This is a genomic window from Halomonas caseinilytica (genome assembly GCF_001662285.1).
Classification (GTDB): domain Bacteria; phylum Pseudomonadota; class Gammaproteobacteria; order Pseudomonadales; family Halomonadaceae; genus Halomonas; species Halomonas caseinilytica.
In genome coordinates this window covers 465,758-478,289 of record NZ_BDEO01000001.1, presented here as the reverse complement: position 1 = coordinate 478,289, position 12,532 = coordinate 465,758, and the positions used below count along the sequence as shown (strand labels likewise).

Genomic DNA, 12,532 nt, shown 5'->3' with positions numbered 1-12,532 from the left:
ATGTCTCGGCCCCATCGCAGCGTCAAACCCGAGGTGAAGCGTCGGGGAGCGAAGGAAACGGTAGACCACTATCTTGCCAGACTGCGCAGCCAAGCTCATTCATGACCGCGGTTGTGAGCAGGCCAGGGCCACGACGCTCAGTCGTGGTTCGACTGCATCGCCGCCATGGCGGCACGTGGGTCGCGGGGGTAGAAGCGTTCGGGCTGGCGCGCCACGTGGGGGAAGAAACGGGTGTCCTTGTAGGGCATCTTCATGAAGCCCGAGACGCCGAGCCCCTCGATCAGCCCGACCGCGTCGAGAATATCGTCGAGCCGCCGGCGGAATTCCGCCTCCCGGGAGGGATCGAGCAGCCGATAGTGACTATGGATCTTGAGGTGCTCGGGCAAGGCTTCGAAGATGATCATCCCGGTATGATGGATCTCGTTCAGCGCCTCAAGCGAGGTGATGATGGCCTCCGGCAGCACCAGGAACTCGTCCGGGTCCGGCCCATCCTCGAAATAGCTGTGCAACCGGGAGCGGTCCTCCAGCTCAGGGACGGCGCTGACCTCGTAGTCGAGCCGCAGGCCCGGGGGAATCACGAAGGGACGATCCGGCCCCTCGCGCTCCAGATGGAGAGTATCGCGGGCATTGAACAAACAGCTCTTGAAGATGCCTCGGCGGTGAATGGCCCGGGCCAGGCTGACCATGTTGTTGACGGCGGCGACGAAGGCCGGCTTGAGGGAAGGATCGTGCAGGTTGAGCGAGGTGTCGATATAGACACCTTCGGCCTCCCAGCGAACCGCCAGCCCGCCCACGACCGGATAGTTGCCCAGCCGGCTCACCGCCGCCAGGAAGGCCTTCTCGGTCTCGCCCATGCCCTGCATGAAGTTCTTGTAGTAGCGATCGAGCTGAACGTCGTTGACATCGCTGAGCGTCTCGCGCCCGCCCTCCTCACGCAGGAAGGACTTGCGCGAGCTGTAGACCACAGTGTCGATCTCGCGACCGGCGGCACGGCTCCACACCGGCACCAGGGGCGTTTCCGGTGGCTCCGGCAGGTCGAGCATGACCAACCTGGCCAGGCGCGGCATCTCGCGGGTGAAGTGGTCTCCCGCCCGGCGGCGCACGTCGGGGTCCGGGTCCAGCATGCCGTCGAGCATGCGGGCGAATTCCCGAGGCAACCCCAGCGAGGTAGCCGGAATGGCCCGGTGGCCAAACCGGCAGGACTGGGCCGAGGCCAGCGCGTATAGCGTGCCGGCCGCGCCCTGTTCGTCGAAACGTGGCGACGACAGGGCGCCGTTCAGTTGCTCCTCGCCGATGAAGTAGACATCGCCCAGTCGGGCGTTGGTCTGCTGCAGGTTGTCCGACATCAACTCCATGACGTTGGCGGCGACGAACTGCTGATTGGCATCGAGCTGGGCGAATACCGAGGAGCCCCAATCGATCAGGGCGATCGTCTCGGCCTGCTCGTCGAAGACCAGGTTGGAGGGCTTGATGTCACCGTGCACTATCGGACGGCCGGCCGGGCCGGACTCGCGGCGCAGAGCCCGCAGGATGCCGGCGAGCTGATCGGCAATGCGCATGATCAACCGGGGCGGCAGGCGACCTTCACGCAGCGAGAATTCCTCCAGGTTGATGCCCGGGGCACGCTGCATCACCAGGATCGACTGATTGCGCACCCGCTGGAAGACGATCAGCTTGGGAATGCGGGGATGGGCCACCTGCTCCAGCATGAAGGCCTCTTCCTCGAGGCGATCCTGGATGCGCTGGGGCAGATTGACCCGCGTGAACTTGAAGACGTACTCCTCGCCAAGCGCGGTGACGCCGGCGAACACGAAGCCATAGGCGCCCTTGCCGATCAGTTCGATATCCCGATAGCCGAGCTGCTCGAGCTGCGCCTGGCACAGCGCCACCCATTCGCGCAGCTTGCGCGCATCGTGGTGGCTGAGCAGATAGACCGACTGGTCCTCCGGAATGTAGAACTGCTGCAATGGCGCCTGGCTCATGACGGCACCTAACTAGCGCAGCTCGAGCAACATCGTTTCCGGATCCTCCAGAAAGCCCTTCCAGACATTGCAGAACCGGGCGATGGTACCGCCGTCGATCAGCCGGTGATCGCCGGCCCAGGTGGCGGTCATGATGGCTCTCGACACCACCTCGCCGTTGTCGTCGAAACGCGGCAGCCACTGGGTCTTGCCGATGGCGACGATAGCGACCTCAGGGGCATTGATGATCGGCGCGGCATAGTTTCCCCCCAGGGCGCCGATATTGGAGATGCTGATGGTACCGTCGCGCAGGTCCGCCTGGCTCACGCGGCCATCCCGCGCATCGGCGGTCAGCCGCTGAACCTCGCCGGCGATCTCCAGCAGCGAGCGGTGCTCGACGTGCTTGACGTTGGGCACCATCAGGCCAGCCTTGCCGTCCACCGCCATGCCGACGTTGCAATGCGGCAGGTAGTGAATCTCCTCGGCCTCGGCATCGAGCCGACTGTTGAGGATCGGATACGCCTCGACCGCCAGCGCCAGGGCCTTCATGAAGAAGGGCATCAGCGTCAGGCGCATTTCCTCGGCCTCGGCACGCGGCTTGAGCCGCTCCCGCAGGGCCAGCAACTCGGTGACATCGATCTCCTCGCCGTACTGGAAGTGCGGAATGGTCGAGGCGGACTCCACCATCCGCTTGGCCATGGCGGCACGCACACCGCGCAACGGCTCGACTCGCGTCTCGGCCGGCCGGGTGCCAGCGGCAGCGGACGACGTCTCGGTGGCAGCAGCGACCGGCTCACCGCCAGAGGTGCTTCCTGACTCCAGATAGGCCAGCACGTCGCCCTTGAGCACCCGGCCATCCTTGCCGGAACCAGGTACCTGCTCCAGGCGCAGGTCGTTCTCGCGCAGCAGCCGACGCACGGCGGGACTGGCCGGTATGCGCCCATAGGCGCCCTGCCCCTTGCCTCGCTCGCCCTCGGTTCGCCGCTCTTTCGCCGGGGCCGGCGTGGTACGGGTGGTCTCGGCCGTCGCAGCACGGCTTGCCTCCTGCTCGGCACCACGCTGGGCTTCGGCATCATCCGGCACGTAGGCAAACAGCGGCGCGTGGACCTGGGCCGTCTCGCCCTTGCCAACATGCAGGCGACTCACCCATCCCGATTCCGGCGCGGTGATCTCAACCATGGCCTTGTCGGTCATCACGTCGACCACCGGTTGATCCTCGGCAATCGCGTCGCCTTCCTGAATGCGCCACTCGACGATCTCGCACTCCACGATGCCCTCGCCGATGTCCGGCAGGATGAATTCCCGGGCTGCCCCCTCGGCCACCGGGGACGACGACTCGCTCGAGGTCTCCACGTGGTTCGATGATGCCTCGGCGGCATGTCGCTCGCTGATCTCGCTCGCGGCTTCGCCCTCGGCCTGATAGGCGAACAAAGGCTCATGCACCCGGGCGGTCTCGCCCTTGGCCACATGCAAGCGGGTCACGCGTCCCGATGCCGGTGCGGTGATCTCGACCAGTGCCTTGTCGGTCATCACCTCGACCACCGGTTGGTCCTCGACGATGTCGTCGCCTTCCTGGACACGCCACTCGACGACTTCGCACTCCACGATACCTTCGCCGATATCGGGCAGCTTGAACTCGGTCATGATCTCTCTCCCGTCCTTAATAGTGCACGCTAGCGCGGATAGCCTCGTGGATCTTGAGGTGATCCGGCAGGTATTCCTTCTCCAGCGTCAGCGGGAAGGGAGTATCCAGGCCGGTCACACGCATGACGGGCGATTCCAGGTACAGGAAGCAGCGTTCCTGGATGGCGGCGGCGATCTCGCCGGCGAAACCTCCGGTGCGCGGCGCCTCGTGGGTCACCACCAGGCGGCCGGTCTTGAACACCGAATCGGCCACGGTGTCCTCGTCCCAGGGCAGGATGGTGCGCAGGTCGATCACTTCACAGGAGATGCCGTCCTTTTCGGCAAGCTCAACGGCACGCTCGATGACTTCCATCTGAGCACCCCAGCCCACCAGGGTGACATCACTGCCCTCCTTGGTGACCTCGGCCTCGCCGAGCGGCAGTTGATAGTCTTCTTCGGGCACCTCGCCTGTCGAGGCGCGATAGAGCCGTTTGGGTTCGAAGAACAGCACGGGGTCCGGGTCGCGGATCGAGGCCAGCAGCAAGCCCTTGGCCTCGTAGGGATTGCGGGGTATTACCACCTTCAGTCCCGGTGTGTGCGCGAAGTAGGCCTCCGGCGACTGGGAGTGATAATGGCCGCCCGAGATACCGCCTCCATAAGGCGCGCGGAGCGTGAGGCCGCCGACATTGAACAGATCGCCCGAGCGATAGCGGAACTTGGCGGTCTCGTTGACGATCTGGTCGAAGGCCGGAAAGATGTAGTCGGCGAACTGGATCTCCGCCACCGGTACCGAGCCCTGGGCCGCCAGGCCATTGGCAAAGCCGACGATGCCTTGCTCGACGATCGGGGTATTGAAGCAGCGCGCGTGCCCGTATTTCTCCTGGAGATGGCTGGTGGCACGGAAGACACCGCCGAAGCTGCCCACGTCCTCACCGAAGCACAGCACGCGCTCGTCCTCGGCCATGGCGATATCCAGGGCATTATTGATGGCCTGCAGCATGTTCATGTTCGGCATTTCAGGCCCCTCCCTGGTCGGCCGTGGCGTCGGCGCCACCATTGACGCTCGGATCCAGTGATTGCGCGCCTTTCGGATAGGCGTCGGGATAACGACGGATATGCGCCTCCAGGGCATCGAGCTGGCGCTGCAACGCCGGGGTGACATCGGCATAGACATCGGTCACCAGGGTGCCCAGAGCGGGCGGCGGGCGTTTCTCGGCACGCTTCATCGTCTCCAGCACCTCGCGGCGCAGCTCTTCCTGCAGTGATTGTTCCTCGTCGTCGGTCCACCAGTCGCGTTCGGCCATCCAGCGTTTCATGCGCAGGATCGGATCCTTCTCGCGCCAGGCTTCTTCCTCTTTCTTGGAGCGGTAGCCGGAAGGATCGTCGGACGACGAGTGTGCCGCCAGCCGGTAGGTCATGGCCTCGATCAATACCGGCTTGTTGTGTTCCACCGCGATGCGACGCGCCTGTTCGGTGGCGCGATAGACTGCCAGGATGTCGTTGCCGTCGATGCGGATCACGTGCATGCGATAGCCCAGCGCCCGGGGCGCCACGCCGTCGGCAGCAAACTGTTCGACGGTCGGCGTGGAAATCGCATAGCCGTTGTTGCGGCAGAAGAAGATCACCGGCGCTTCATGCACCGCCGCCATGTTCAGGGCGGCATGGAAGTCCCCCTCGGAGGCAGCCCCCTCGCCGAAGAACACCAGGGTGCACAGACCTTCTCCGGCCAGCTTCTGACCATAGGCATAGCCGGTAGCCTGGGGAATCTGAGTCCCCAGCGGCGATGAGATGGTCATGTAATGCAGCTTGCGGGAACCATAGTGAACCGGCATCTGCCGGCCCTTGCCGTAGTCGAGCTCGTTGCCGAACAGCTGGTTCATGAATTCGTCAAAGCTGAAGCCCCGATAGACCAGCGCCCCCTGTTCACGGTACTGGGCCATGATCATGTCGGCATCGTCGAGCGCCGCCGTGGCACCGACCACCGCGGCCTCCTCGCCGGTACACTGCATGTAGAAGCTGAGCCGCCCCTGGCGTTGTGCCGCCATCATGCGCTCGTCCATCACGCGGGTGGCGAGCATTGCCTGGTAGATACGGCGCGCCTTGGCCCGTTCGAGCTGCGGCGCTTCGGCCCCCTCGATGAGTCGACCGTCCTGGGACAGGACACGATAGGTGGGAATGCTGTACTCGTCCCCGGCCAGGAACGCCGGCGTGGACGTCTCTCGCGTTGTTGTCATCGTCATGATCCTTACCCCTTTTGGGGGCAGTGTTGTCTCTATTCCTTCGGTCCGCCAGGGGGTTGCCCGGACGCCGATCAACGCAACAAATTGACGTTAACGTAAACTGCGATCCAAGAACAGTCCTACGAACGACGAACTGTCCTGCAATGGAATTCCGAGCCTCTCCTCGTTGCCGCCTCTCTCCGACAGCATAGCGCATGAACGCCCTGTTCAGGATGACGAGGCGGGCTGGAAGCGGGCAAACAAGCTGTCGACACTGAGCGCCAGCAGGCCGATCAGCAACGCGCCCTGCAGGACATGGGCCGTATTACCGTTGACGATGCCGGAGATGATCGGGTCGCCCAGGTTGCTCGCCCCTACCGTGGCACCGATGGCTGCGGTGGCGATATTGATGGTCACCGAGGTGCGAATACCGGCCAGGATCACCGGTGCCGCCAACGGCAGTTCCACCTGGCGCAGGCGCTGACCACCGGTCATGCCCATGCCGCGTGCCGCCTCGGCAACGCCGGGATCGATGCCTTCGAGCCCAGCCAGGGTGTTGCGCACGATGGGCAACAAGCCATAGAGCAGCAGGGCCACGATGATCGGCAGCGTACCGAAGCCGAGCACCGGCACGGCAAGCGCCAGCACGGCGACCGGTGGAAACGTCTGGCCGATGGACGCCAGCTGGCCGACCAGCGGCAGGAAGTCGCGCCCACCGGGACGCGTCACGGCCACTGCGGCCCCGACCCCCAGCAGGATGGCCAGCAAGGCGGCCACGCCCACCACCAGCAGATGGCGCCCCAGCAGGACGATGAAATCCGCTCGGTCGTAGATCAGTGCCTGGCTGTCAGGCTCGACGAGACGGAACAAGCCTTTCAGTCCTTCCATGCCCAGGCAGGCAGACAGCAAGAGCGACAGCCACAGCAAGGGCGAAAGCCAGCCGTATCCCCGCGAGGACCTCCCCTTACGCATCATGGTCTCGCGCTCCCACCAACCGCCGTAGGGAAAGCTCGCCGATGGGCACCTCATCGTCATCGACCACGGCAAGGTGCTCGACATGGCGCCACAGCATGACCGACAACGCCTCGCGCAGTGTGGCATGCCGGGCAATTCGCTCCTCGGCTAGCGGCCCCGGCCCGAGCGGCGACATCCGTTCGCTGACGGGCAGCAAGGCAGCTTCCTTGAGGCCGCGGTCCTCGCCGCCGAGCAGGGATTCAACAAAAGCATCGGCGGGAGCGCGCAGCAACTCGATGGGATGGCCCTGCTGGACGATACGCCCCTGATTCATGACCACCAGCCGATCCGCCAGCCGCAGTGCCTCGTCCATGTCATGGGTGACGAAGACGATGGTCTTGTGCAACCGCGCCTGCAAGCGGGCCAGCTCGTCCTGCAGCGACTCCCGGGTGATCGGGTCCAGAGCGCCGAAGGGTTCGTCCATCAGCAGAATCTCGGGGTCGGCGGCCAGGGCCCGCGCCACGCCGACACGCTGCGCCTGGCCACCGGAAAGCTGGCTGGGATACTTGTCGGCGAACTCCGTCATGGAAAGCTCGAGCAGCGCCATCAGCTCCTCGACTCGCTCGCGCACCCGGTTGGCCGGCCACTTCAACAGCCGCGGCACCAGGCCGATATTGCGCTCGACGGTCCAGTGCGGAAACAAGCCGGTACTCTGGATGGCATAGCCGATGCGTCGGCGCAGTACTTCCTCACGGAACTCCCGTACCGGCTGGCCATCCAGGTGGATCTCGCCATCACTGTGCTCGATGAGGCGATTGATCATGCGTAGGGTCGTGGACTTGCCACAGCCAGACGTGCCGACCAGCACGCATAGCTCACCCTTGCCCACACTCAGTGAGATATCGTCCACCGCCACGGCATCGCCGAAGCGCTTGGTCACGTGGATTAGTTCGATCATGTCGTCCCTCCCGGGCGCAGCAGGTCGGTCAGAGCCCCCAGCAGCGCATCCGCCACCAGCGCCATGGCGAGGATCGGCAAGGCACCGAGCAGCACCATATCCATGGCGGCCTGCCCGAGCCCCTGGAAGATGAAGGTGCCCAGGCCACCGGCACCGATCAGGGCCGCCACCGCCGTCAGCCCGATGGCCTGGACGGTGGTGATACGAATGCCTTCCAGGATCAACGGCAAGGCCAGTGGCAACCGGACCTGACGGAACACCTGGCCACGACTCATGCCCATGCCTCGCGCCGCCTCGATGACATCGAGGTCCACTTCATCCAGCGCCACATAGGTATTGCGTACCATGGGCAACAGGCTGTAGCCGATCAGTGCCAGCAGTGCCGGTGCCCAGCCGATACCGCTGACGCCGAACGCGGCGAGCCAGTCGAAGCGACTCGACAGCCAGGCCAGCGGCGCCAGGAGCAGACCGAACAGCGCCAGGCTGGGAATCGTCTGCAGGAAGTTGAGGATCGCAAAGCCGACCCGCTGCGCCCTGGGCCAGTGACGCATGGCCATGGCCAGACCGACGCCCAGCAGGAGACTGAGGCAGACGGCCACGCCGACCAGCAAGAGGTGTTCAGCGATCGCCGACACAAAGGCCTCGCTGCGCCCCTGATATTCCTGGCGAAGCGCCAGTGGCTCGAGCCCGAACGAGAGGCATGCCGCCAGGCTGGCCAGGGGCACGAGCAACAACGCCCAACCCCGTGCGCGAGGCATCGTCAAGCGAGTGCGCAGCTCGATCAATGCCAGCAGCAACAGGAACAACGCCATCCAGACACCGCCACCGATGCCCATGCGCGCCTGGGGCATGTCCGGATCGACCGTGAACGCCGCCGCGACCATCAGCCAGACCGGCAATGCCGAGAGCATCAACACCACCAGCCCCGTCGACCACCGCAGGCGATCCGGCGTCGGACGCCAGGCCAGCCCCAGGGCAACGAGCAAGGGCGAGATGCTCACCGCCATCCCGCCCCATCCGGCAACCCCCAGCACATCGACCCCCTGGCCGGGCACGATGCGGTTAGGCGCCACACTCACTGCATCGAGCCCCAGCCAAGCGACCAGGGTGGCCAGGAACAAACTGGCCAGGACAATGTTTGGCTGCACCGCATCCCTGCGCACGCCCGGCCTCAGCTATCCAGGCTGTCGAGGAAGTCGGACGCCACCTGGGCCGGATCGAGCCCATCGACCGCCACGTCGCCATTGAGTCGCTGCAGGGTATCGCGATCCAGAGCCTCGAAGACCGGCGCCAGCAGGGTCTCGATCTCAGGATGCGCTTGTAACACGCTCTCACGCACCACCGGCGTCGGCTGATAGACCGGCTGCACGCCGAGGGTGTCGTCCATCACCACCAGGTCCAGCGCCTTGAGTCCACCGTCGGTGCCATAGGTCATGGCAGCGTTGACGCCACTGGTCTGCTGGGCGGCGGCACGCATGGTAGCGGCGGTGTTGCCGCCGGAAAGCACCAGAAGCTGATCGTCGGAAAGATCGAACCCATAGGCTTCCTGGAATGCCGGCAGCGCCTGGGGCGACTCGACGAACTCGGCACTGGCCGCCAACTTGACGTCACCGCCCTCGTCGAGATAGTTCGCCAGATCCTCGAGGCTGGCGAGATCGTGCTCGCGCGCCACTTCCCCGCGCACGCTGATCGCCCAGGTATTGTTGGCCTCTGCCGGGGTCAGCCAGACCAGGCCGTTGCGTTCGCGGTCCTCGGCCTTGACGGTCTGATAGGCCTGCTCGGCATCCTTCCACACCGGGCTGTCGGCCATGTCGAAGAAGAAGGCACCATTGCCGGTGTATTCCGGATAGAGATCGATCTCCCCTGCCGTGAGCGCCTCGCGCACGATGCTGGTGGTCCCGAGTTGCAGGCGATTCTCCACATCGATACCGCCATTCTCCAGACGCTGCAGGATCAATTGCCCGAGCACCGAGCCTTCGGTATCGATCTTGGAGGCCACCACCACCGGAGAATCGTCGGCCTGGGCCAGGGAGAAGGTCATCAAGGTGCCGACCGCGGCGGCGGCGAAACGCGTCAATACAGGGGTCATCATTAGCACCTGCTTGCTGTGTATGTATCCTGAGAGTATAAGGCCCGACGCCTCGGGCTGTCAGAACGGCACCTCAACGCCGCAGCGAGGGCGCATGCCACCCCACGATACCGACTTCCTGGAGCGCTGGCAGCATCCCCAGGTCAGAGACCTCGCCTGGTTATTGCTGGCCCCGGACCTGCTGACCCTGGCCTGGCCCGGTCGCCCTACCCGGTACGCCCTGGGTCTTGGCGATGCGGGCGCACTGCATGGCTATCTCGACGCCCAGCAGGCACTTCCCGATGCCCTCGAGGCCAAGACGGGCGCGCCCGGCGCGACACGCCTGGGTCACTACCACGAGCGCCTGTGGCAGCACCTGCTGGAAACCGCGCCGGGCACGCAACTGCTGGCACATAACCTGCCGGTCGTGCGCGAGCGTCGCACCCTGGGCGAACTCGACCTGCTCTATCGGAGGAACGGCGACCGCACGCCCGTGCATCTCGAAGTGGCCATCAAGTTCTATCTGGGTCTGCCGGAAGGGCCTGGCCAAGCGCACGATCAGGCACGTTGGATCGGCCCGGGCGGCCTCGACAGCCTGGCCATCAAGCGTACTCACCTCGAGCGCCATCAATTGCCCATGGTGGCCATGCCGGAGGCACAACGCGCCTTGTCGCAACGACTCGGCGAGCACTTCGATGGCCGGTTGCGTCAGCAGCTGGCGATGCCCGGCGTGCTCTTTTATCCCTACCGGCAGCGGATGCCGTCGCCGCGCCAGGCACATCCCGCCCATCGCCGCGGGCAATGGTTGCATTGGCGTGACTGGCCGGCCATGGCGGCAACGCTACCCACGCGAATACGTGGTGCCTGCCTGGGCAAGCCTCACTGGCTGGCGCCGCCCCGCCAGGCAGAGCTGATGCCGCTCACGGCGCTCTCGGCGTGGCTCGACACGCATTTCACCCACGGCGGAGCACCGCGGCAGCTCGCCCTGCACGACCCCGTCCAAGGCTGGCGACGCCTCTTCGTGGTCGATGACGCCTGGCCACGCCAGATTCCCTTGCCACCGTCGGCCCGAGACCTGTCTTGATTCGACTCGCCCCCAACCCACTCGTGACGAGAAAGCCCCTCCGGCAAATGGCGCGGGTGACGATTTCCATGCCGTGATGGCGGCCTTGTCGGCCAGGCGAACGCCCCGGGACGGGAACGGCATGATGCGAACGGTGATGGTGTCAGGGAGATGACATCAATCGCCGGCGGAACGCCGAGACCATGAACGCTCCAGGAAGCTGAAGGCCAGGGTGATAAGGCCGGCCAGGACCAGATAGATCAGGGCCATCAGCAGCAAGGGTTCATAGACCAGATAGGTTTCCTGGCGGATACGCCCGAAAACGGCATAGGTATCCAGGGCGGCGATGGTGGCGACCAGCGGCGTGGCCTTGAGCTGGATGACCAATTCGCCATTGAGCGTCGGCAGGACACGCTGCACGGCGCGAGGCAACCAGATACGCCGCAGGATGGTCAGAGGATGCATCCCCAGCGAGCGGGCCGCCTCCAGCTCCCCTCTGGGCACACCGGCAAAGGCGCCGCGCATCACCTCGCCTTCGTAGCCGGCGAACGACAGCGTCAGCGCCGCGAAGGCATAGGGCCAGGCCTCGATGAGATAGGGCCACAGCCAACTCTCGCGTATGCCCGGCAGGTAGGGAAACAGCGAACCGAGGCCGTAGTACAGCAACCAGATCTGCAGCAGTAATGGCGTACCTCGAATCAGGGTGCAGAAACAACGTGCCAGCCAAGCCAATGGACGAGGCCCCGCCGCCTGCACCAGACCCAGCGGAATCGCCAGCAGGAACCCCGCCACGCTGGTGGTCACCAGCAGGATCAGCGTCAGCCAGAGTCCGCCCAGGATGGCATCGTGATAATCAAGCAACCAATCCCAGCGCATCTGCAGGGCCATCAAGGTGACGGCCACCCCGGCGGCAGCGATCAACCCGAGTCGATGCAGCGGCAGTCGAGATTCAACCATGTGACAGCCCCCTGGTGGCACGACGCTCCAGTACCTTGAACACAAGGTTCGAGACCAACGAAACGAGTAGATAGAGCACGCCGGCCGCGCACAGGAACAGTAGGTGGTGCTTGGTGGCACCGGCTGCCTGGCGGGCAGCCAGGGTCAGCTCGGTGAAACCGACCACCGCCAGCAGCGCCGTGTCCTTGGTGGCAATCAGCCACAGGTTGGAGAGTCCCGGCAATGCCCCCGGCAACATGGCCGGCAAGGTGATGCGCCGGAAGGTCTTGGCGGTTGACATGCCCAGGGAGTAGGCCGCCTCGATCTGCCCATAGGGTATGGCGCGAATCGCGCCGCGCATCACCTCGGTGGCGTAGGCGCCCTGGACCAGGGCAATCACCACGATGCCGGCAGCGAAGGGACCGATTTCCACCTCCCCCAGCCCGACCATGGCCAACAATTGGCTGAGAGCCTCGGGCATGGCGAAGTACACCAGCAGGATCAGCACCAGCTCCGGCACCGCACGGATGACCGTGGTGTAGCACGTCAAGAGATCGCGGATGACAGGGCCACCGGAGAGCTTGCCGGCAGCGCCGGCCATGCCGATCAGCAATCCCAGCAGATAGCCACCTCCGGCTACCTGCAACGACAGCCAGAGCCCGTCGAGCAGGACACCGCCCCAGCCGGGCGGCGCCAGCGCGAGCAGCTCTGCCATGCTCATGTCACGATAGTTCATGGCCTAGGCGACTC

At 65.1% G+C, this 12,532-nt stretch carries 11 protein-coding genes; 1 reads left to right on the top strand and 10 read right to left on the bottom strand.

Translation table 11 applies throughout. The features are described from left to right. Positions 1–137: 137 nt before the first annotated feature. From HSDC_RS02100 to osmF, 8 genes are all read right to left on the bottom strand, one after another. The gene (locus HSDC_RS02100; RefSeq protein ID WP_064698262.1) at positions 138–1,982 is read right to left on the bottom strand and encodes a protein kinase domain-containing protein; all 1,845 of its coding nucleotides are present in this window, start codon (positions 1,980–1,982) and stop codon (positions 138–140) included. Positions 1,983–1,994: 12 nt separating this feature from the next. Then, positions 1,995–3,605 carry a dihydrolipoyllysine-residue acetyltransferase gene (locus tag HSDC_RS02095; RefSeq protein WP_064698261.1) on the bottom strand — a complete coding sequence of 537 codons (1,611 nt, stop codon included), beginning with the start codon at positions 3,603–3,605 and terminating at the stop codon, positions 1,995–1,997. 16 nt (positions 3,606–3,621) lie between these two features. Then, positions 3,622–4,599 carry an alpha-ketoacid dehydrogenase subunit beta gene (locus HSDC_RS02090; protein WP_064698260.1) on the bottom strand — a complete coding sequence of 326 codons (978 nt, stop codon included), beginning with the start codon at positions 4,597–4,599 and terminating at the stop codon, positions 3,622–3,624. A gap of 1 nt (position 4,600) precedes the next feature. Then, a complete protein-coding gene (locus tag HSDC_RS02085) occupies positions 4,601–5,824 on the bottom strand; it encodes a thiamine pyrophosphate-dependent dehydrogenase E1 component subunit alpha (protein WP_064698259.1) in 1,224 nt (407 codons plus the stop codon). A gap of 207 nt (positions 5,825–6,031) precedes the next feature. Continuing rightward, positions 6,032–6,775, bottom strand: a complete 744-nt coding sequence (locus tag HSDC_RS02080; protein ID WP_064698258.1) for an ABC transporter permease — start codon at positions 6,773–6,775, stop codon at positions 6,032–6,034. Beyond that, complete coding sequence (locus HSDC_RS02075) at positions 6,768–7,715, bottom strand: ABC transporter ATP-binding protein (protein ID WP_064698257.1); 948 nt, start codon at positions 7,713–7,715, stop codon at positions 6,768–6,770. Before HSDC_RS02075 ends, HSDC_RS02080 begins: the two co-directional genes overlap by 8 nt. Beyond that, entirely contained in the window at positions 7,712–8,863 is a 1,152-nt protein-coding gene (locus tag HSDC_RS02070; protein ID WP_244883827.1) for an ABC transporter permease, read from the bottom strand. Before HSDC_RS02070 ends, HSDC_RS02075 begins: the two co-directional genes overlap by 4 nt. A 23-nt stretch (positions 8,864–8,886) precedes the next feature. Beyond that, the gene (osmF, locus tag HSDC_RS02065; protein WP_064698624.1) at positions 8,887–9,804 is read right to left on the bottom strand and encodes a glycine betaine ABC transporter substrate-binding protein OsmF; all 918 of its coding nucleotides are present in this window, start codon (positions 9,802–9,804) and stop codon (positions 8,887–8,889) included. Positions 9,805–9,898: 94 nt separating this feature from the next. Here osmF and HSDC_RS02060 point away from each other — a divergent pair, with 94 nt between their 5' ends. After that, the gene (locus HSDC_RS02060; RefSeq protein ID WP_064698255.1) at positions 9,899–10,867 is read left to right on the top strand and encodes a DUF1853 family protein; all 969 of its coding nucleotides are present in this window, start codon (positions 9,899–9,901) and stop codon (positions 10,865–10,867) included. A 156-nt stretch (positions 10,868–11,023) separates the two neighbouring features. Here the strand turns inward: HSDC_RS02060 and HSDC_RS02055 are convergent, their stop codons facing one another. Both HSDC_RS02055 and HSDC_RS02050 read right to left on the bottom strand, forming a co-directional pair. Then, a complete protein-coding gene (locus HSDC_RS02055; RefSeq protein WP_064698254.1) occupies positions 11,024–11,803 on the bottom strand; it encodes an ABC transporter permease in 780 nt (259 codons plus the stop codon). Further along, positions 11,796–12,518 (bottom strand): ABC transporter permease, encoded by a 723-nt coding sequence (locus HSDC_RS02050; RefSeq protein ID WP_064698253.1) that lies wholly within the window; start codon positions 12,516–12,518, stop codon positions 11,796–11,798. The genes HSDC_RS02055 and HSDC_RS02050 overlap by 8 nt, the downstream gene beginning before the upstream one ends. Between the last annotated feature and the right edge of the window lie 14 nt (positions 12,519–12,532).